We start from the raw sequence: 20,426 nt of genomic DNA on the forward strand, positions 1-20,426 counted from the left end.
TCGCGTTGCCGGCGTAGATTGAAAGTCACCACGCCCCTGTTTCAGCCGTAAGCAAATGCAAAAAAATGCGCTCCCGGGACAGGGGACAGACAAAAAGTGGTAATCTCGCGGTCGTTCGTTCATTCTTTTGGAAGGATTTTATGCGCACCCTGCGTTTCGCCCTCGTTGCCGCTGCCCTGGTCGCCGGTTTCGCCAATGCTTCGCCAACCGATCCGCGCGTCGGCGCCGAATACACCGTGCTCGCGACCCCGCAGCCGACCCAGACCGTGGGCAAGAAGGTCGAAGTGGTCGAGTTCTTCGCCTATCACTGCGGCGCCTGCAATGCGTTCGAGCCGACCCTGGTGAACTGGGTCAAGAAGCAGGGTGACAATATCGTGATGCGCCGCATCCCGCTGCCGTTCCAGGGCGCCAGCGATCCGGAAGCCCGCCTGTTCCTGACGCTCGACGCCATGGGCAAACTGGAGCAGTACCATCACCGCGTGTTCCGCGCCGTGCACGTCGAGCGCAAACGCCTGATGAAGGACGACGACATCATCGCCTGGGCGACCGCGAACGGCCTGGACAAGGCGAAATTCATGGAAGCGTGGAACTCGTTCGGCGTGCAGACCAAGCTCAAGCGCCTGCCGCAGATCGCCGAAGCGTATAAAGCCAGCAGCACCCCGACCGTCGTCATCGACGGCAAATACGTCGTGTCGCCGGCAACGGTGGCGCAATCCAACAAGATCCAGGACATGGGCCAGCTGATGACGGCGACCGGCCAGGTCCTCGACGCACTGGTGGCGAAGGCAGCCAAGGAAAAATGACCGATAAAGTCGAAGGCGAGATCCTCAAGATTTACGAAGGGTCCCGGCCCAAAGAGGAAAACTTGTTCGAGACCAGTAACGTGAATCACGTCGCGTGGACGCTTGCGCTGATCTTCGTCCTGACCACCGTCTGGTTCGGCATCGCGCTCGTCCATGCCGAAAACCAGCGCCACGCGATGGCGTCGAACCTCTGTCCCGATCAAGTGTTCAAGGAGGGGTTCGACCAGAAGTGCCTGCTGACCGTGCGTTCGCGCGATCACTGGTGGGAGCATCTCTGGTACGGCGTGACCCATGTGCGTTCCCATCCCGATCACGATGGTCGCATCGATACCAGGAAGTAATACTATACGGTAAGACAACACGGCGTCCCCTGCGGACGCCGTTTTTCTGTCTGGATGCGGGTCAGGTGCTTTCCAGGTGCGGACGGGGACTGCGGGCGCTCCAGCGCCGCAGGGCCACCGAGGCCCAGGCAGTCAACAGGCCGCCAACGATCAGCACCAGCCGGGTATCGATCAGCGTGAGCACGGCGCCGATCAGCGCCATCAGGATATTCGCCAGGCAAAAGATCGTGGACAGCAGAGCCATGACCGAACCCTGGCCGTGCAGCGCGAACTCGTCGGCCGACCAGGTCTGCAGGGCGGTGTTGTAGAAGGCGTGCGGTGCGCCGAACAGGACGATGCCGGCGATGCCGACCCACAGGTTGCCGAAGCCCACGCACAGCACCGCGGCGGCGGCCATGCTCGCATACCAGCCGGCGCGCAGGCGGCCCTCGACCCGGCTGGCATGGCCGGCGAACAGCGCGGCCGTGGTCATCAGCGCGCACATGCCCATGTTGACGACGGCGATCTGGCGCGCATCGTAGCCGCCCACGTCCACCAGCCACAGCGGAAAGAATTCATATAGCGCGGCGACGCCGCAGCAATACGCCAGGTGCACCGTGAACAGGGTGCGCAGCGGCGCATGGCGCAGCAGGGTCAGCGCATGGCGGTCGCGCGCCACCGCCCACCAGCGGTGCGCATGCGGCGGCGCCGGCGTGGACGGGATCGACACCAGCACGCCCAGCGTCCCCAGCAGCAGGGCGCCGGCGGCGATGTAGAACGGCAGCTCCGGGCCGAACGACATGGTGAAGCCGGCCAGCAGCGGGCCGACCAGCCAGCCCAGGTTGAAGGAGCCGTTGAGCCACGACAGCGCGTGGTTGCGCAGCGGCCCCTTGATGCGCTCGATGACCAGTGCCCGCATTACCGCGCCATTGCCCTCCAGCAGACCGGTGAAGAAACGCGCGGCCAGGAACAGCAGATACGATTCCATCACCATCGCCACGGCCGTGAGCAGGTGGCCCACTGCCGCCCCGACGGTGGTCAGGAGCAGGGCGCGGCGCCGGCCGAAGCCGTCCGACAGCGGCCCCAGGACCGCGCTGCCGATCAGCAGGCCGACCGGATTGATCATCAGCGCGATCCCCAGCAGCAGCTTGGGCGGCAGGCCGAGAAAACTGTTCAGGCCGTTGACCCCGCCGTCCGCGAACAGCGGCGCCAGCATCGGATAGGGGAGGGAGGCGCCGACGGTGGACAGCAGTCCCAGCCCGCACAGTGTGGCGATCAGCAGGCGTTCGTTCATGCCGGCAGCCTGAGCACGAAGCGGGCGCCGCCCAACGGTGAGCTTTCCACGCGCAGCGTCCCGCCGTGCAGGGCCACCGCCTTGTGCGCGATCGACAGGCCGAGCCCGAAGCCGCCGGTGGCGCGGTCGCGGCTGCGGTCGAGGCGGTAGAACGGGTCGAAGATCCGCTCGCGCTCGTCAAGGGGGATGCCGGGGCCGTCGTCGTCGACGGCGATCTCGACGCCATCCGGCGTGCGCCGCGCCGACAGCACGATGCGCCCCTGCGCATACTTCTGGGCATTGCGCAGCAGATTGCCGACCGCGCGCGCCAGCAGGCGCGCGTCAGCCTCGACCGTGCCGAGCCCGGACGCCAGTTCGCAGGCCACCTGTTGCGGCGAAGGCGGCAGGGTGGCGCAGCAATCGCGCAGCAGCGCTTCCAGCTCGACCGGCGCGCCCTGCAGCGTGCGCGTACTGTCGAGCTTACTCATATCGAGCAATTCCTTGACCAGGTTGTTCAGCTCGGACAGGTCGCCCTCCATGGCGGCGATGCGGCGGCTCAGCTCGGGATCCCTGGCCTTGGCGTCGAGCAGCTCGAGCGCGAATTCCAGGCGCGCGATCGGCGTGCGCAGTTCGTGCGACACCGAGTGCAGCAGGTTGCGCTGCGCTTCCATCAAGTCCTCGATGCGGCCGGCCATGTGGTTGATCCGTTCGGCCAGCGGATAGACGGCGTCCGACGGTTTCAGCCGGGCGCGCACCGACAGCTTGCCAGCGCCGAACTCGTCCGCCATGCGCGACAGCGACTGCAGGGCGCGCCAATGCGAGCGCGACCACAGCGCGATCGGCACCAGCAGGGCGATGGCGACGATCACGTAGCGCAGCAGCTCCATCTTGAGCGCCTGTCCTGTATCGATCGGCAAGTTCCGGGCGTGCAAGACTTCGTCCTGGCTGCCGATATAGCGTTCGCCGTCCAGGTCGACCCGCCGGTAGAACGATTTGCCGGCCACGTCGATCACGATGTTGCCCCGCTCGAGCTCGGCGCGCTGGCCGGCGCCGAGGGCATCCAGCGCCTGGGCCAGGGGCATCAGGTCGTAGCGCACCTCGGACACTTCGCGCACATTGTTCAGGCGGGTCAGCCATTCGTCGCCGGGCGCCTGGTCGACGTATTGTTCGAGCAGGAAGATCTGGGCCGCGGCCTGGCGCCGCGCGATGTCGTCCAGCGGGTCGCCGAACAGGCGCGCGAAGGCGAAATAGATGACGAAGGTGGCAGCCGTGATCGACAGCATGACGAGCACGAAGAAGCGGAAGAAGATCCGGTTCACGGGCGGGTCCTGGGTAACTGTCGGTCTGGCAGTGGTGCCGGCTGCATGGTGTCTCCTCGGGCACGAATTGTACAGGCGCAACGATTACTTTGGTGAGCCATGAGAGCGGGAGGCAGCGCGGCTTACAAATTGATGACAATTGGCCGACATCTGGAGGGTGCATGACAGGAGGCCGGGCGATTACCATCTTTCCCATCATCAGGTTTTCCGTTTGCCCACCTGATGCGAAAGTATCGGTGGGTTTTTTTATTCATAGGAATCGACCCGCACGGGCCGCGCCGCGACCATAAGGAAGCGCTTATGAGTATGGTGCGCGCGAGCAACATCGTCGAACCCGGCGCCGCGCCGGTCGGTTCCGAAGCGCCCGCGCGGCGCATAGCGCGGTTCCATGCGCTGACCGTGAACGCAGCCCGAACGGGAATGCGACGCTTGTCATAATGGGATGGGAGAGCGAAGCTTGCTCGACGTAAAATATCGACCAACGAACTCTCCGAGTACTTTCACGATGAAACCATTTTTCGCCCTGGCCCTGGCGGCTGCGAGCACCGCAGCGAGTGCGCAGACGCCGGCCACCAACCCGATGCCCGACGGCAGCCGCGACATGTACGCAGGGCTGGGCGCCGTCTCGCGGCCGCGTTACGAAGGGGCGGACAGCCAGAAGGTTTCAGCCTTGCCGGTGCTCCAGGTTCAATGGAGCAACGGCCTTTTTATTTCCGGCATGAGCGCAGGGATGCATCTGTCCAACCGCCCGACGGTCGAATACGGTCCGCTGCTGTCGGTCCACCCCAACCGTGACGAGTCCGGCACGGGGCATGTCGTCGACGGCGTCGGCGTGACCAGCTCGCCCATGCAGTTCGCACGCACCGGCAACCGCCTGGACGGCATGAAGGACGTCAGCACCCGCCTCGAAGGCGGGTTCTTCTTCAACTACTACCTGGCGCCGGAATGGCGGCTGACCAGCAGCGTGCTGCTCGGCGCGGGCAATGACCGCGACGGCGCGCGCATGCAGCTGGGCATCCAGCGCCTGGCGGTGCAGGTCGCGCCGCGGCATACGCTGTCGTTCAACGCCGGCGCCACCATCGTGAATGCCGACTACAGCCGCGCCTATTTCGGCGTCACTGGCCAGGAGTCCTGGCAAAGCGGCAATCCTCCGTATCGCCCGGGCGGCGGCCTCAAGGATGTCCGCGCCGGCGTGCGCTGGAACTGGGCGTTGAGCCCGTCCTGGATGCTGGTCACCAATGTCCAGGCCGCGCGACTGGTCGGCAGCGTCCGCAATAGCCCGCTCGTCGAGCGGCCCACCAACGTGACGGTTTCGGCCGCCTTCGCCTACCGGTTTTGATGATGCGACGCGCACACCTCACCGCCTGCGTGACCTTGCTGCTGACGGCCGGAACGGCCGTGGCGCAATCGCGCGCCGGGGAATGGGTGAACTATCGCGACGCCTACCGCGCGATGGTGCTGTTTGACAAATACGGTGGCCCCAAGAATCTGCTGAACAATCACTTGCAGGTGTTGCCGCGCGACAAGGGCGTGCTGGGGCCGGGCGCGCAACTGCTCATGCAGGGCAAGACCGTCCAGACCAGCCTGGCGCTGGATCCGCTCGGCCGCGCCGTGCTGCCGCTGCTGAAGGCGGCCTATGACGAAAACGCGGTGTTGACGCCAAACCGGCCGCTGGGCGGCTTCACCGTGAAGCCGCGGGTCTCGCTGGCGCTGCGCGCCGACGGTTCGTACGACGTGGCCGACCTGCGCGCGGCCTGCGAGCAGGCGCTCGGCTTCGCTCGCTATGCCGACAACTCGGCGCGCGGCCGCCAATGCGTCGGCGTGCGCCTGGTGTTCCCGAAAGAGGGCGCGGCGGCGGGCGTGCGGGTGCGTACGGGCGGCGCCGAACAGGCGTTGCCGGCGGCGCGCGGGGCCGCCTTCGCGGGCGACCTTGATGCCGACTTCCCGGTCGTCACCTACCGTTTCGGCGCGCAGCCGGCGGGCCAGGTCGTCACTTACAACGCTCCGCTGGCGATCGTGCCGCTGTTCGAGTAACCGGCGCGCGACGAAAAAAAACCTGCACGGCGCAGGTTTCATGGGGAGGTCGTCAATTCCAGGCCGACGGCGAGAACAGGTAACCTTCGCCCCACACCGTCTTGATCTTTTCCGATTCGGCATCGTCGAACTTGCGGCGCAGCTTCGAGATGCAGTTGTCGATGCTGCGATCCAGGCCGTCGAATTCGATGCCGCGCATCTTCTTGAGCAGGGCGTCGCGCGACAGCACGCGTCCGGCCGCCTCGGCCAGCACCAGCAGCAGCTTGTATTCGGTATTCGACAGCACGCAGGGCTGGCCGCGCCAGACCACGCTGCGGTCGGAGGTGGCGATGCGCAGGGCGCCGAACTGCAGCACGCGCGCATCGACGCCCGACTTGGCCTGGGTGCGGCGCATCAGCGCGCGCAGGCGCGCCAGCAGCACGCGCGGCTGGACCGGCTTGTTGACGAAGTCGTCGGCGCCTTGCTCGAGGCCGGAGACTTCGTCGTAGGAGTCCTCGCGCGCGGTGAGGATGAGGATGGGCACGTCGGACTGGTCGCGAATCTGGCGGCAGACGACCATGCCGTCCAGGCCCGGCAGCATCAGGTCGAGGATCACGACGTCGGGCGCCAGTTCCTTGAAGCGGCCGAGCGCCGCATCGCCGCGCGTGACCAGTTCGACCGCGAATTCATAGCCGGACAGGTATTCGGTGACGAGCTCGGCCAGGCGCGCATCGTCTTCCACCAACATCACTCGGTACATACATTTTCTCCTTGGTCTGCCATTGTATAAGACCAAGTGTCGAATTAACACATCCTCCAGAAATAGAAGACAGTTCATTACAGTTTGACGACAATTGGGCGGGCTTGCACCTTGTCGAGATGCCTCCGGGATGGCAGGAGAGCGGACTGATCCATATCAAACAGGCGTGATCGGGCGGCAGTTAAAAAGGTGATCGTTCCATGTTGATCACCATGCCAAAGGAGACGCCGTGACGATCGCCCTGCATGACGCGCAATTCGACATCGATCCCGGCGCCGTCGATCCGCACGGCGGCTGGCTGCGCCTGGCCGACGCTGCCTGCGCCGCCAACCTGGCCACCATCGACCGGCATGCGCCGCAGGCCGGGAGCATGGCGGGCGCGCGCATCGGGGACGTGGGCGCCCTGCTGCACGGCCTGAACACGGTCCTTACCCATGCGCCGGGCTTCGTCGACGGCGAGCTGATCGGCCTGCCGTTTTCCGCCTTCCTGGCGGAGTTCGGCAGCACCGCGCGCGGCGCCGCCTTGTTCAGGCAGCCCACCGTCAGCCTCCTGATGTCGAACATCCTGACCGACTGGCACGCCTTCCTCGACAGCCCGGCCTCGAATGCGGGTTTTCGCATCGAAGGCGAACAGTGGCTGGCGCCAGACGTGAAGGAGCGCTACCGGTTCGCTCTATGGAAAAAGGATGCCGGCAAGCCGCCTTACTGGAAAAGCTGGAATGCCTTCCTGGCCCGCACCTTCGAGCATCCCGGGCCGGCGCGCGCGCCGGCGCCCGGGGACGCACGCCGGTCCGGGGACAGGCATCGCTCGCCGGCCGATCTCCTCGCATCCAGCGTGCCGCGGCAGCAGGCGCTGATCGACGATTACCGGCTGCTGGACCTGTTCGAAGGTGGCCAGGTCTTCCAGACCGACCTGGGTCCATATGACTTCCACCGCTGGTGGGCGCCGGCCGATGGCGAAGTGCTGTTCGATCCGTTCACCATTCCCGGCTGCTTCATCGGCCAGGACCGCGCGCGCGGGGTGATCGTGATCAGGACCGAGGACCATGGTCACGTGTGCTGCATCGCGCTGGGCATGAGCGAAGTCGCCAGCATCGCGTTCGATCCTGGCATGCGGCGCGGCGCGCGGGTGCGCAAGGGCCAGGAGATGGGGATGTTCAAGGGCGGCGGGTCGTCCTTCGCGCTCGTTGTCGAAAAGCCGCCCGCCGACTAGACCAACGTCCGCCCCCCCCACACAAAACAGGACGGCGGGCAGTGCGCCACGATGATTTTTCAACGACAGGCTCGCGTTGAAGGCATTGAGCGACTACAGTGTATTGATGAGCATGACGCAGTCGCACCTTCCCTGAGGCCAGGCCGCCACGCGGCGGCCAAATCAAGCCCGCCTGGCGGCGGCCCGCTAAAAACTCAAAACATAACCGCGGTCAATGATTCTCAAAATCGGCTCCAGCAACATCATCTCACTTTCACCGTTTTCCAGATCACGATGCGGCGCCGTCCGTTTCGGGCGCCGATGGTGAAAGCAGGGGAACGCAATACCTTTGCGGTCGTCCAGGGTAGCAATCTTGCTAGATGAGGAGAGCGGCAATAGCGCACATCAAAATCTGGAGAGCACTGTAGCAAGCGGCTGTCTCGCCTGGCGGGCAGGTTGGCCGCCAGGAGCATGCCGACGTCCTTTTTGCTGGCAGGGTGCTTTAACAATTTTAACTAGAAAAGGCGTAGGGGTTGGCGCGCGAGTCCATGACTCGACGTGGAGCATGCACATCACACCATAAAAATGGAGACATGAAAATGCTGGAAACCATAACCAGGCAGGCGCCCCGGGCGCCCGCATATCCGTCTGCACGTTGGGAAGAACAACACCACACCGATCGAGGAGCGCCAAATGCATAATTCATCGGCAGCCGCGCTTCAGCCACAGCAACCGGCCTCCGGCAATACGCGCTGGTTCCAGCTCGCCGTCGGCGTCGTCTGCATGATCGCCACCGCGAACATCCAGTATGCATGGACCCTGTTCGTTCCCGAAATCCAGGGTGAGTTCGGCTGGTCGCGGGCCAGCATCCAGGTCGCCTTCACGCTGTTCGTCATCGTCCAGACCTGGCTCGCACCGCTCGAAGGCTACTTCATCGATAAATTCGGTCCGCGCATGATGGTCGCCTTCGGGGCCATCTTCATCGGCCTGGCCTGGATCATCAACTCGCAAGCCACCAGCCTGGCCGGCTTCTACGCTGGCGCGGCCGTCGGCGGCATCGGCGTGGGCTCGATCTATGCCACCTGCATCAATAACGCGATCAAGTGGTTCCCGGATCGCCGCGGCCTGGCCGTCGGCCTCACGGCGGGTGGCTACGGCGCCGGTTCGGCCGCCACGATCCTGCCGATCGCGGCCATGATCGAGTCGTCGGGCTTCCAGCAGACCTTCCTGTTCTTCGGGATCCTGCAAGGCACCCTGGCCTTCGTCGCCGCCTGGTTCCTGCGCTCGCCAAAAGCGACCGAGGTCAGGAAGTCGGGCAAGCTGGTGCAATCGACGCACGACTACACGCTCAAGGAAGCGCTGAACACCAAGTTGTTCTGGCTGATGCTGGTGATGTTCGTGCTGGTGGTCACCGGCGGCATGATGGCGGTGGCGCAGCTGGGCGTGATCGCGCAAGACCTGGGCGTGAAGGAATTCCAGGTCGACCTGCACTTCTTCGTGATGGCCGCCTTGCCGCTGGCGCTGATGCTCGACCGGATCATGAACGGCATCTCGCGGCCGCTGTTCGGCTGGATCTCGGACCACATCGGCCGCGAGAAGACCATGGTCATCGCGTTCACGCTCGAAGGCTGCGGCATCATCGCGCTCGGCTACTTCGGCAGCAACCCGTACGCTTTCCTGATCCTGTCCGGCGTCGTGTTCCTGGCCTGGGGCGAGGTGTACTCGCTGTTCTCGGCCCTGGCCGGCGATGCCTTCGGCACCAAGCACATCGGCAAGATCTACGGCGTCCTGTACACCGCGAAGGGCATCGGCGCGCTGTTCGTCCCGGTCGGCAACCTGATGATGGAGGCGACCGGCACCTGGTCGACCGTCCTGTACACGGTCGCCATCATGGACTTGACCGCGGCGCTGCTGGCGATCACGGTGCTGCGACCGGTGCTGCGCAACCACGTCAGCTACTCCAGGAGTCGCTATGCCGAGGAGAACGCGGTCGGGAAAGGGCCTTTGCCTGCATGATGGCCTTGCCGCAAGCGTAGCGTGACAGGGAAAGGGGCTTCTTCGGAAGCCCTTTTTCTTGCCGATGAAACGGTATTTCAATGTCAAATCGCTATTTCATGAATCTTGACGGCGGTCATTGAGCTCGGCCGGTGCGTTTCGCTACCATCAATTGGCGTTTTGCTCTCACGCGCTGAGGCAAGCGGCGAAGTGTGCACCGCAGCGTGCATTAAGGCGTTGGCGGGAGCAGAATGCAATGGCTGAGTTAAATCTTCGGAGGAAACTGGTATGGGCAAGGCATTGGAAGGCGTTCGCATCCTCGATTTCACCCATGTCCAGTCCGGACCGACCTGCACCCAGCTGCTGGCCTGGTTCGGGGCCGACGTCATCAAGGTCGAGCGCGCCGGCGAGGGCGATGCGACCCGCGGCCAGTTGCGCGACATCGCGGGCGTGGACAGCCTGTACTTCACCATGCTCAACCATAACAAGCGCTCCATGACGCTGGATACCAAGCGGCCCGACGGCAAGAAGGTGCTCGAAACGCTGATCAGGCAATGCGACGTGCTGGTCGAAAACTTCGCGCCGGGCGCGCTGGATCGGATGGGCTTCAGCTGGGAACGTATCCAGGAACTCAATCCGCGCATGATCGTGGCCTCGGTCAAGGGTTTCGGCCCCGGCCCCTACGAGCACTGCAAGGTCTACGAAAACGTCGCCCAGTGCACCGGCGGCGCGGCGGCCACCACCGGCTTCGACGATGGCCCGCCGATGGTCAGCGGCGCCCAGATCGGCGACAGCGGCAGCGGCCTGCACCTGGCGCTGGGCATCGTGACCGCGCTCTACCAGCGTAACACCACGGGACGCGGCCAACGGGTCCTCACCGCGATGCAGGACGCCGTGCTGAACCTGTGCCGGGTCAAGTTGCGCGACCAGCAGCGTCTCGAGCGCAACGGCGTCATGGAAGAGTATCCGCAGTTCGCGGAGGGCCGCTTCGGCGAGTCCGTCCCACGCGCGGGCAATGCCTCGGGCGGTGGCCAACCCGGCTGGATCCTCAAGTGCAAGGGCTGGGAGAGCGATCCCAATGCGTACATCTATTTCATTGCGCAGGCCCAGGTCTGGCCTTCGGTCTGCAAGCTGATCGGGCGCGAGGAGTGGATCCTTGATCCCGATTACGCGACGCCGAAGGCGCGCCTGCCGCGCCTGATGGCGATCTTTGCCGCCGTCGAGGAGTGGAGCACCACGCTGACCAAGTTCGAGGCGATGGATATCCTCAACAAATACGATATCCCATGCGGGCCGATCCTCTCGATGAAGGAAATCGCCGAAGATCCGTCATTGCGCGCCACCGGCACGATCGTCGAGGTCGATCATCCCGAGCGTGGCTCCTATCTCACGGTGGGCAACCCGATCAAGCTGTCCGACAGCCCGACCGAGGTGCGCCGCTCGCCGCTGCTGGGCGAGCATACCGACGAATTGCTGTCCGAGCTCGGCTACTCTCCCGAGCAGATCGCCATGCTGCGCGAAGAGCGGGTGATCTAGGGCCGCGCCGCCGCCGGCCGGGTCCAGTACCCGGGCTGGGCGTAGACCGTTTTGAGGGTGTCGATGAAGCTGCGCACCCGCGCCGGCAGGTGGCGCTGCTGCATGTAGACCGCCATGATGTCGTAGTCGGGCAGGGCGAACTCGTCGAGCACCGTGACCAGCTCGCCGGCCGCCAGCTGCGCCTGGATTTCCCAGGTCGAGCGCCAGGCCAGGCCCAGTCCTTCGCTGGCCCAGCGGTGCAGCAATTCGCCGTCGTTGCAATCGAGGTTGCCGTTGACCTTGATGGTCACCGGCTTGCCCTCCTTCTGGAAGTACCAGCCGCGCTGCTGCCCGCCCTGCAGGTTGAAGGCCAGGCAGTTGTGCTGCGCCAGTTCCTCGAGCGTGCGCGGGACGCCGCAGCGCGCGAAATAGTCCGGGGTGCCGCACACCACGCGCCGGTTGGTTGCCAGCCGCACCGCCACGAAACTCGGATCGAGCACGCCGCCGATCCTGATCCCCAGTTCATAGCCTTCGCGCACCAGGTCGACCACGTGGTCGGTGAGGTTGAACGAGATCTGCACGTTCGGATTGGCGGCCAGGTAGGCCGGGGCGTGCGGCGCCACGTGCAGCCGCCCGAACGCAGCCGGCGCCGAGACGATCAGGTGCCCGCTGGCCTGGTCGCGGCCTTCGGACACGATGGTCTCGGCCATGTCGATGTCGGCCAGCAGCCTGCGGCAATGCTCGAGGAATACCGACCCCGATTCGGTCAGCGTCAGGTGGCGCGTGGTCCGGTGCAGCAGCTTGACGCCCAGGCGGCGTTCGAGCGCGTCGATGCGCCGCCCCAGCATGACCGGGGTGATGTTCTGCCCCAGCGCGGCGCGCGCCAGGCTGCCCTTGTCGACCGCGTCGACGAAGGCCCACATCTGTTTGACCTTGTCCATCCCTGCAGTATTCCATACTCCAGGGATCGAATACACCTACTTTTTGTGTTCTTATCAGCAGCGCCGCGACGCTCTAGCATACGCTCATCGCAATCGTGCGGTGATGAACCTGGAGAGCGCAATGGCAAAGATGACAGCCGCGGAGGCAGCGGTCCTGGTGATGGAAAAAGAGGGCATCGAGGTCGCCTTCGGCGTGCCCGGCGCCGCGATCAATCCCTTCTACGCCGCGCTGCGCAAGCGCGACAGCATCCGCCACTACCTGGCGCGCCACGTCGAAGGCGCCTCGCACATGGCCGAGGGCTATACCCGGGCGAAGGCCGGCAACCTGGGCGTGTGCATCGGCACTTCCGGGCCGGCCGGCACCGACATGATCACGGGCCTCTATTCGGCGCAAGCCGATTCGATACCTATTCTTTGCATTACCGGCCAGGCGCCGCGCGCCCGCCTGTACAAGGAAGACTTCCAGGCGGTCGACATCGAGTCGATCGCCAGGCCGGTGACCAAGTGGGCGGTCACGGTGCGCGAGCCGGCCCTGGTGCCGCGCGTCTTCCAGCAAGCCTTCCACCTGATGCGCTCCGGCCGGCCGGGCCCGGTGCTGATCGACCTGCCGATCGACGTGCAGATGGCGCAGATCGAGTTCGACGGCGACACCTATGCGCCGCTGGCGCTGCACAAGCCGCAGGCCACCCGCGCCCAGGTCGAGAAGGCGCTCGACATGCTGAACGCGGCGCGGCGCCCCCTGATCACCGCCGGCGGAGGCATCATCAATGCCGACGCGTCGGCGCTGCTGGTGGAGTTCGCGGAGATCACCGGCGTGCCGGTCATCCCGACCCTGATGGGATGGGGCGCGATTCCCGACGACCATCCGCAGATGGCGGGCATGGCCGGCCTGCAGACCAGCCACCGCTACGGCAATGCGACCTTGCTGGCCTCCGACTTCGTGATGGGCATCGGCAACCGCTGGGCCAACCGCCATACCGGCGGCATCGAGGTGTTCACCAAGGACCGCACGTTCGTGCACATCGATATCGAACCGACCCAGATCGGGCGCGTGTTCGGGCCGGATCTCGGCATCGTGTCCGACGCCAGGGCCGCGCTCGAACTGCTGGTGGAGGTGGCGCGCGAGTGGCGCGCGAGCGGCCGCCTGCAAGACCGCACCGCATGGCTCGAGGAATGCCAGGAGCGCAAGCGCACCATGCTGCGCAAGAGCGACTTCGACACCGTGCCGGTCAACCCCTTGCGCGTCTACCACGAGATGAACGCCTACTTCGGACGCGAGGTGCGCTACGTGGCCAGCATCGGCCTGTCGCAGATCGCCGCCGCCCAGTTCCTGCACGTGCACCACCCGCGCCACTGGATCAACTGCGGCCAGGCCGGCCCGCTGGGCTGGACCATCCCGGCGGCGCTCGGCGTGCGCGTGGCCGACCCCGACGCCGACATCGTCGCCATCTCGGGCGACTACGATTTCCAGTTCCTGATCGAGGAACTGGCGGTGGCCGCACAGTTCAAGCTGCCCTACATCCACGTACTGGTGAACAACGCCTACCTCGGCCTGATCCGCCAGGCCCAGCGCGGCTTCGAGATGGATTACTGCGTCCAGCTGGCGTTCGAGAACGTCAACGCGCCCGAACTGGAAGGGTATGGCGTCGATCACGTCGCCGTGGTCGAGGGCCTGGGCTGAAAGGCGCTCAGGGTGTTCCGGCCGGACGACATCATCCCCGCCTTCGAACGTGCGCGCGCGCTGATGCAGCAGTACAGTGTGCCGGTGGTGGTCGAGATCATCCTCGAGCGCGTCACCAATATCGCGATGGGCACCGAGATCGATGCGCTCAACGAGTTCAATGAAGTCCTGGACGTCAAATAAGCCAGCACGGGAGACCGAGATGAGGAGACTGCCATGACCAGACTTGCCGCCAACCTGACCATGCTGTTCAACGAAGTCGACTTCCTCGACCGCTTCGAGCACGCCGCCAGGGCGGGCTTTCGCGGCGTCGAATTCCTGTTCCCGTACGCCTACCGGGTCGAAGACATCGCCGCCCGGCTCGACGCACACCGCCTCGAACTGGTGCTGCACAACCTGCCGGCCGGGGACTGGGCCGCGGGCGAGCGCGGCATCGCCTGCCATCCGGGACGCGTGACGGAATTCCAGGACGGCGTGGGCGCGGCGATCGACTATGCCAAGGCGCTGGGCGTCAGGCAGCTCAACTGCCTGGCGGGCATCGTGCCGCCCGGCGTCGCGCTCGAAGAAGCCTATCTCGCGCTGGTGTCGAACCTCGAATTTGCCGCCGGCCAGCTGAAACGCGAGGGGATCCGCCTGCTGGTCGAACCGATCAACACCTTCGACATCCCGGGATTCTTCCTGCACGGCACGCGCCAGGCGCTGGAGCTCATCGGCGCGACCGGCTCCGACAATCTGTTCCTGCAGTACGACATCTATCACATGCAGCGCATGGAGGGCGAGCTGGCGGCGACGATCAAGGCCAACCTCGGCCTGATCCGCCACATCCAGCTGGCCGACAATCCGGGCCGCTTCGAGCCGGGCACGGGCGAGATCAATTACCGCTACCTGCTCGGCATGCTCGACGAGATCGGGTATGACGGCTGGGTCGGCTGCGAGTACAAGCCCCGGGCCGGCACCGCCCAGGGCCTGCGCTGGATCGGCGAGCACGGCCTGCAGGCATAGGGTATCGCACACCATCACACTGGAGACCATCATGACGAAAGTAGGATTCATCGGCCTGGGCATCATGGGCGGGCCCATGGCCGCCAAGCTGCAGGAGGGCGGCTGCAAGCTGTACCTGCACGACCTGAAAAATCCGCCGCTGGCCCTGATCGAGGGCGGCGCCACCGTCTGCACCAACGCCACCGAGGTGGCCAAGCGCGCCGACATCATCATCGTGATGGTGCCCGACACCCCGCACGTCGAGGAAGTGCTGTTCGGCGCCGACGGCGTGGCCGCGGGCCTCACGCCGGGCAAGATCGTGATCGACATGAGTTCGATCTCGCCGATGGCCACCAAGGAGTTCGCCAAGAAGATCAACAAGCGCCAGTGCGACTACCTCGACGCGCCCGTGTCGGGCGGCGAGGTGGGGGCGCGCGCCGCGACGCTCACCATCATGGTGGGCGGCGCGCAAGAGGCGTTCGACCGCGCCCGGCCGCTGTTCGAGCTGATGGGGAAGAACATCACGCTGGTGGGCGGCAATGGCGATGGCCAGACCACCAAGGTGGCGAACCAGATCATCGTCGCGCTGAACATCCAGGCGGTGGCGGAGGCGCTGCTGTTCGCCTCGAAGGCGGGCGCCGACCCGGCCCGGGTGAGGCAGGCGCTGATGGGCGGCTTCGCCGCCTCGCGCATCCTGGAAGTGCACGGCGAGCGCATGGTCAAGCGCACCTTCGCGCCGGGTTTTCGCATCGAGCTGCACCAGAAGGACCTCAACCTGGCGCTGCAGGGTGCCAAGAGCCTCGGTCTCGCGCTGCCGAATACCGCCAGCGCGCAGGAGCTGATGAATTCCTGCGCCGCCCACGGCATGGCCCAGCTCGACCATTCGGCGCTGTGCCAGGCGATCGAGCGGATGTCGAACCACGCCATCGCCGCGGCCTGAGGCAGCGGCGTGGCGCCAATGGAGGCAGCATATGGATACCTGGGTGTTTCATCATCCGGCCTGCCTGGCGCACGAGCCCGGGCCAGGCCATCCTGAAGCGCCGCAGCGCCTGCATGCGGTCATGCAGGCGCTGCGCCAGCCGGAATTCTCGCGGTTGGCCTGGCGCGAGGCGCCGCTCGGCACGCGCGACCAGGTCTTGCTGGTGCATGGCGAAGAGTATGTGGACGCGATCGCCGCCGCGGCGCCGCGCAGCGGCCTGGTGGCGCTGGACGGCGGCGACACATTGATGTCGCCCGGCAGCTGGGAGGCGGTGATGCGCTGCGTCGGCGCCGCTTGCGCCGGGGTCGATGCGGTGGTGGCGGGCGAAGCCGCCAACGTGTTTTGCGCGACCCGGCCGTGCGGCCATCACGCCGAGCCGGAACGGGCGATGGGCTTCTGCATCTTCAACCAGGCCGCCATCGCCGCCGTCCACGCGCTCGAGACGCATGGCCTGCAGCGCGTCGCCGTGGTCGATTTCGACGTCCACCACGGCAATGGAACGCAGGCCGCATTCTTTCACCGCCCACAACTATTCTTCGGCTCGAGCCACCAGTCGCCGCTGTATCCGGGAACCGGCGCGGCGGGCGAGACGGGAGCCAGCGGCAATATCGTCAACCTGCCGCTGCCGCCGGGCTGCGGCTCGGCGCTGTTCCGGTCCACGGTGGCGAGCGGGCTGCTGCCCGCCTTGCGGCGCTTCGCGCCACAATTGATCGTGATGTCGGCCGGGTTCGACGCGCACCGCAGCGATCCCCTGGCCAGTATGGCCCTGGAAGACGAGGATTTCGCGTGGATTACGCGTGAAGTGATGGCGATCGCAGCAGAGGTGTGCGAGGGCCGGATCGTGTCGATCCTGGAAGGAGGCTACAGCGTCGAGGGGCTGCAGGGCGGCAGCGCGGCGCACGTGCGTGCGCTGCTGCAGCGCTGAAGGGTGTTGCGCGGGGCTGGCCCCGGGAAATTACAGGCCGCAACCGTAGTAGGCCGGGTCCGAATCCTGGCCGGTGTAGCCTGGCTCGAGCTTTTCGCGCAGGTTGAGCGTGAGGAAAGCGACGATGAGCGACAGCAGCGAGTGCGACGGGGCTGCGAACGTGGTTTCGGCTGGTGCGTTGATCATGACTGGCTCCTGAAAGTTGGTTTGTGCAATGCAGTAAATATAGGGACTACTTACCGGCGCTTCCAATTTCGAGTGCTGATACCAGTTATGCTGCTCGTGAATGTTGCTCTATAAAAACCGGCATTTATGCGTGATCTCTACCGCGGCCCGCGTGGTCGTCGGATGTGGCTGCGTCGCCACAGGCTGCCGGTCAGGATGAGGGGATCAGCGCATCGATGCGTGCCTTTCCTTCGTCCAGCAGGAACTGGCGAAACGCCCGCGCCACCGGCGGCAGGCGCTTCTCGCGACGATGCACGACATACCAGTTGAGCATCAGTGGAAACCCCTCGACCTCCAGCACCACCAGGCTGCGCGCGGCGAGTTCGCGGCCGATCGTGTGAAACGACAGGAAGCCCAGTCCGATGCCGGCGATCACCGCCTGCTTGATCGTCTCGGTGCTCTTGATCTCCATGGCGACGCTCAGCTCGGCCAGGTGCGGGCCGAAGGCGTCCTGCATCGAGAACCAGGTGTCGGAGCCCGGTTCGCGGATCACGAACGGGTGGCGGATCAGGTCGCTCATCGGGATGCGCCCATGCCTGGCCGCGGCCAGCGGATGGTCGGGCGCCGCCACGATCACGTACGGATGAGGGGCGAACGCATCGTTCTGCGTGTCGAGTTCGGCGGGTGGGCGCACCATCACGGCCAGGTCGGTGCGATTGGCCGCCAGCTTGTCCAGCAACTCCTCGCGGTTGTGCACCGTCAGGTTCAGCTGCACACCAGGATGCTGGCGCGCGAAGGCGACCATCAGCTGCGGAAAGAAATAGTCGCCGGCACTGATCACCGCCACGTTCAGCTTGCCGCCGGCGATTCCCTTGAGTTGCGCCATCGCATCTTCCGCCTCATCGAACTGCTGGATGATGGCGCGGCAGAAGTGCAGCAGCTCCTCGCCCGCCTGGGTCAGGTAGATCTTCTTTCCCAGCTGTTCGAACAAGGGCATGCCGACGTGGCCCTCGAGCGTGCGGACCTGGGTCGACACGGCCGGCTGGGTGAGGTGCAGCTCCTCGGCGGCGCGCGAAAAACTGAGCCGGCGCGCGACGGTTTCGAAGACCTTCAGTTGACGCAGTGTCGCGTTCTTCATCGGCGCTTCTGTCCATGTATAAGCAGTCGTTAATGATTATCCCTAAAAACTTTCACTATTGCTCATCATTTTGTTGGACTACGATGATGTTCAGACAGCTCGACCGCAACCACCACCACCTGGAGAGTGCCATGACGACGATCTGCAATGCCGATGCCGAGTGCAACGCCTATAACGCGGCCTTTCATGAACTGGGACTGAGCTGGGTCTGGGACACCGGACTGTACGCGAGCGCGGTCGCCGGCGCCGACGACCGCACCGGCCTGCGCAACTATCTGGCGCGGCATCAATCCCACCTGTTGAGCGCGCACGACGCCGACTTCCTGGTCGAGGCGATCCTGGCCGCCAAGGAGCGCTGCCACGCGCAGCTGAGCGCCGCCGGTTGCAATCCGGGCGCCTTTATCGACTGGTCCGCGCTCCAGCAGCGGCAGATCGGCGTGTAGACACCAACGGCTGGGCAGAGATTTTCGAATCTTAACCGTGGTCAAGGATATACGGAAATCGTTCTTCCACAATCAGCCCATCCACCGACCCGACGTACGAGAGACATCATATGATCCGACACTGGATACGCTTCCAACACCTCGACACCGTACGTTTCGGCACGATCGAGGGCGACAAGATCCGGATCTTCAAGGGCGATATGTTCGACAGCCCGCGCCGCACCGACCTGGCGGTGAACCTGGACGAGGTCGAGGTGCTCACCCCGTGCGTGCCCGGCAAGGTGCTGGCGATGTGGAACAATTTTCACGCGCTCGGCCAGAAGCTGGGCCTGGCGCCCCCGGGCGAGCCGCTCTACCTGATGAAGCCATCGACCTCTTACCTGGCGCCGGGCGGCACGATCCGCAAGCCGCTGTGCGAGGGCAAGGTGGCGTTCGAAGGCGAGCTGGCGATCGTGATCGGCCGCCGCTGCAGCGCCGTCCCGGTCGAGGAGGCGCCCGACTACGTGTTCGGCTATACCTGCGCCAACGACGTCACCGTGGGCGAGATCATCGGGCGCGACCCGACCTTTCCCCAGTGGGTGCGCGCCAAGGGCTTCGACACCTTCTGCCCGTTCGGTCCGGTGATTGCCACCGGGCTCAACCCGGCAATGCTGGTCGTGCGCACCACCCTGAACGGCGAGGTGCGCCAGGATTATCCGATCAACGACATGGTGTTTCCGGTGGCCGAGCTGGTCAGCCGGATTTCCCAGGACATGACATTGGAGCCGGGCGACCTCCTGCTGTGCGGGACGTCGGTCGGCGTCGGCTCGATGCGGCCGGGCAGCACGATCGAGGTAGAGATCGACGGCATCGGAAAGCTCATCAATCGGTTCGAGTAAACGACAAGGGGTGGGTCATGAAGATCGCAGTTATCGGAGCGGGAGCAATCGGCGGCCTGGTCGGCGCCAGGCTGGCGCTGGCGGGCGAGGAGGTGACGTTCATCGTGCGGGGCGCCAATCTGGCGGCGATCCGCGCGAACGGCATCAAGCTCATCGAGATGGACGGGGAAGAGAAGATCGCCTCGCAAGTGCGCGCGACGGACGACTATGACGCGGCCGGCGAGCAGGACCTGGTGATCCTGGCCCTCAAGGCGCACCAGGTCGACGGCGTGTCGGCCCAGATCGGCAAGCTGTTCGGGCCGCGCACCGTGGTGGTGACGATGCAGAACGGCATACCGTTCTGGTATTTCCACCGCCATGGCGGCGAGTTCGACGGGCGCACCGTGCGCAGCGTCGATGCCGGCGGCGAACTGGCGCGCCGGATTCCACCCGAGCGGGTGCTCGGCTGCGTGGTCTATCCGGCCGCCGAACTGGTGGCGCCGGGCGTCATCCGGCACATCGAAGGTGCGCGCTTCCCGCTGGGAGAACTGGACGGCACGGCGAGCGAGCGGGTCAATGAAGTCTCGGCCTGCTTCCAGAACGCCGGCTTCAAGTCGCCGGTGCTCGACAATATCCGGGCCGAGATCTGGCTCAAGCTATGGGGCAACGTCTGCTTCAACCCGATCAGCGCGCTGGCGCATTCGACCCTGGTCGACATCTGCCAATACCCGCTCACACGCGAGCTGGCGGCGGAGATGATGCGCGAGGCCGAAGCGGTGGCAACCAAGCTGGGCATCACCTTCCGCGTGCCCCTGGACCGGCGCATCGAGGGCGCCGCCCAGATCGGCAAGCACAAGACCTCGATGCTGCAGGACGTCGAGGCGGGCCGGGGGCCGGAAATCGATGCCCTGGTCGGGTCGGTGATCGAACTGGCGCGCATGACCGGCACCCCGACGCCGCATATCGATTCGGCGTATGCGCTCGTCAAGCTGCTGGAGCAGACCATGACCGAGGAGGGTGGTGGGGTCAAGCTGCAGAGGGCGGTAACGACCGCTTAGATGCAATCAGCACGTCGCCCCCGCGAAGGCGGGGGCCTAAGATTACAAGCGTCTCGGTAACGCTGAAC

Annotated in this window: 19 protein-coding genes and 1 pseudogene; 14 read left to right on the top strand and 6 right to left on the bottom strand. The window is 65.4% G+C overall.

Translation table 11 applies throughout. The features are described from left to right. Nucleotides 1-140: 140 nt before the first annotated feature. Together ABIB42_RS00360 and ABIB42_RS00365 are read left to right on the top strand one after the other, a co-directional pair. Nucleotides 141-803: a thiol:disulfide interchange protein DsbA/DsbL gene (locus ABIB42_RS00360; protein ID WP_005669033.1), complete on the top strand. Its 663-nt coding sequence runs from the start codon at nucleotides 141-143 to the stop codon at nucleotides 801-803. Next, nucleotides 800-1,144, top strand: coding sequence for a hypothetical protein (locus tag ABIB42_RS00365; RefSeq protein ID WP_071359967.1), 345 nt, complete (start codon nucleotides 800-802; stop codon nucleotides 1,142-1,144). The genes ABIB42_RS00360 and ABIB42_RS00365 overlap by 4 nt, the downstream gene beginning before the upstream one ends. Nucleotides 1,145-1,205: 61 nt before the next feature. On the opposite strand, the gene ABIB42_RS00370 is transcribed toward ABIB42_RS00365, so the two are convergent. Both ABIB42_RS00370 and ABIB42_RS00375 read right to left on the bottom strand, forming a co-directional pair. After that, the gene (locus ABIB42_RS00370; RefSeq protein ID WP_005669039.1) at nucleotides 1,206-2,417 is read right to left on the bottom strand and encodes an MFS transporter; all 1,212 of its coding nucleotides are present in this window, start codon (nucleotides 2,415-2,417) and stop codon (nucleotides 1,206-1,208) included. Beyond that, complete coding sequence (locus ABIB42_RS00375) at nucleotides 2,414-3,715, bottom strand: ATP-binding protein (protein WP_273028516.1); 1,302 nt, start codon at nucleotides 3,713-3,715, stop codon at nucleotides 2,414-2,416. The genes ABIB42_RS00370 and ABIB42_RS00375 overlap by 4 nt, the downstream gene beginning before the upstream one ends. 505 nt (nucleotides 3,716-4,220) lie before the next feature. On the opposite strand from ABIB42_RS00375, the gene ABIB42_RS00380 reads away from it, so the two are divergent. Continuing rightward, a complete protein-coding gene (locus ABIB42_RS00380) occupies nucleotides 4,221-5,054 on the top strand; it encodes a MipA/OmpV family protein (RefSeq protein WP_005669042.1) in 834 nt (277 codons plus the stop codon). Continuing rightward, entirely contained in the window at nucleotides 5,054-5,749 is a 696-nt protein-coding gene (locus ABIB42_RS00385; RefSeq protein ID WP_005669043.1) for a hypothetical protein, read from the top strand. Before ABIB42_RS00380 ends, ABIB42_RS00385 begins: the two co-directional genes overlap by 1 nt. A gap of 52 nt (nucleotides 5,750-5,801) precedes the next feature. On the opposite strand, the gene ABIB42_RS00390 is transcribed toward ABIB42_RS00385, so the two are convergent. Further along, nucleotides 5,802-6,488 (bottom strand): response regulator transcription factor, encoded by a 687-nt coding sequence (locus ABIB42_RS00390; protein ID WP_005669045.1) that lies wholly within the window; start codon nucleotides 6,486-6,488, stop codon nucleotides 5,802-5,804. 229 nt (nucleotides 6,489-6,717) lie between these two features. On the opposite strand from ABIB42_RS00390, the gene ABIB42_RS00395 reads away from it, so the two are divergent. From ABIB42_RS00395 to frc, 3 genes are all read left to right on the top strand, one after another. Next, nucleotides 6,718-7,701, top strand: coding sequence for a phosphatidylserine decarboxylase family protein (locus ABIB42_RS00395; protein ID WP_005669046.1), 984 nt, complete (start codon nucleotides 6,718-6,720; stop codon nucleotides 7,699-7,701). A gap of 672 nt (nucleotides 7,702-8,373) precedes the next feature. Further along, the gene (gene oxlT / locus ABIB42_RS00400; protein WP_005669048.1) at nucleotides 8,374-9,696 is read left to right on the top strand and encodes an oxalate/formate MFS antiporter; all 1,323 of its coding nucleotides are present in this window, start codon (nucleotides 8,374-8,376) and stop codon (nucleotides 9,694-9,696) included. A gap of 267 nt (nucleotides 9,697-9,963) precedes the next feature. Beyond that, nucleotides 9,964-11,211 (top strand): formyl-CoA transferase, encoded by a 1,248-nt coding sequence (gene frc, locus ABIB42_RS00405; protein ID WP_005669050.1) that lies wholly within the window; start codon nucleotides 9,964-9,966, stop codon nucleotides 11,209-11,211. Here frc and ABIB42_RS00410 read toward each other — a convergent pair. Further along, complete coding sequence (locus tag ABIB42_RS00410; RefSeq protein ID WP_005669051.1) at nucleotides 11,208-12,131, bottom strand: LysR family transcriptional regulator; 924 nt, start codon at nucleotides 12,129-12,131, stop codon at nucleotides 11,208-11,210. The two genes, frc and ABIB42_RS00410, sit on opposite strands and share 4 nt — an antisense overlap. A 121-nt stretch (nucleotides 12,132-12,252) precedes the next feature. Here ABIB42_RS00410 and gcl point away from each other — a divergent pair. The 4 genes and pseudogenes from gcl (at nucleotide 12,253) to ABIB42_RS00430 (ending at nucleotide 16,697) form a co-directional block, all read left to right on the top strand. Next, nucleotides 12,253-13,995, top strand: a pseudogene (gene gcl / locus ABIB42_RS00415) (glyoxylate carboligase). Nucleotides 13,996-14,028: 33 nt separating this feature from the next. Further along, entirely contained in the window at nucleotides 14,029-14,814 is a 786-nt protein-coding gene (gene hyi, locus ABIB42_RS00420) for a hydroxypyruvate isomerase (RefSeq protein ID WP_184234621.1), read from the top strand. Between the two features lie 31 nt (nucleotides 14,815-14,845). Further along, nucleotides 14,846-15,733 carry a 2-hydroxy-3-oxopropionate reductase gene (locus ABIB42_RS00425; protein WP_005669056.1) on the top strand — a complete coding sequence of 296 codons (888 nt, stop codon included), beginning with the start codon at nucleotides 14,846-14,848 and terminating at the stop codon, nucleotides 15,731-15,733. 31 nt (nucleotides 15,734-15,764) lie between these two features. Beyond that, entirely contained in the window at nucleotides 15,765-16,697 is a 933-nt protein-coding gene (locus tag ABIB42_RS00430; RefSeq protein WP_005669057.1) for a histone deacetylase family protein, read from the top strand. Nucleotides 16,698-16,727: 30 nt separating this feature from the next. On the opposite strand, the gene ABIB42_RS00435 is transcribed toward ABIB42_RS00430, so the two are convergent. Then, nucleotides 16,728-16,883: a hypothetical protein gene (locus ABIB42_RS00435; RefSeq protein WP_005669059.1), complete on the bottom strand. Its 156-nt coding sequence runs from the start codon at nucleotides 16,881-16,883 to the stop codon at nucleotides 16,728-16,730. A gap of 190 nt (nucleotides 16,884-17,073) precedes the next feature. Continuing rightward, a complete protein-coding gene (locus ABIB42_RS00440) occupies nucleotides 17,074-18,000 on the bottom strand; it encodes a LysR family transcriptional regulator (RefSeq protein WP_005669061.1) in 927 nt (308 codons plus the stop codon). An 83-nt stretch (nucleotides 18,001-18,083) separates the two neighbouring features. Between ABIB42_RS00440 and ABIB42_RS00445 the strand changes: the two genes are divergently transcribed. The 3 genes from ABIB42_RS00445 (at nucleotide 18,084) to ABIB42_RS00455 (ending at nucleotide 20,358) form a co-directional block, all read left to right on the top strand. Next, nucleotides 18,084-18,443 (top strand): hypothetical protein, encoded by a 360-nt coding sequence (locus ABIB42_RS00445; protein ID WP_005669062.1) that lies wholly within the window; start codon nucleotides 18,084-18,086, stop codon nucleotides 18,441-18,443. Between the two features lie 110 nt (nucleotides 18,444-18,553). After that, complete coding sequence (locus ABIB42_RS00450) at nucleotides 18,554-19,321, top strand: fumarylacetoacetate hydrolase family protein (protein ID WP_005669064.1); 768 nt, start codon at nucleotides 18,554-18,556, stop codon at nucleotides 19,319-19,321. 17 nt (nucleotides 19,322-19,338) lie between these two features. After that, nucleotides 19,339-20,358, top strand: coding sequence for a 2-dehydropantoate 2-reductase (locus tag ABIB42_RS00455; RefSeq protein ID WP_219863088.1), 1,020 nt, complete (start codon nucleotides 19,339-19,341; stop codon nucleotides 20,356-20,358). Nucleotides 20,359-20,426: the final 68 nt, after the last annotated feature.

This window comes from Massilia sp. UYP32 (assembly GCF_050434365.1).
GTDB lineage: Bacteria > Pseudomonadota > Gammaproteobacteria > Burkholderiales > Burkholderiaceae_D > Telluria > Telluria timonae.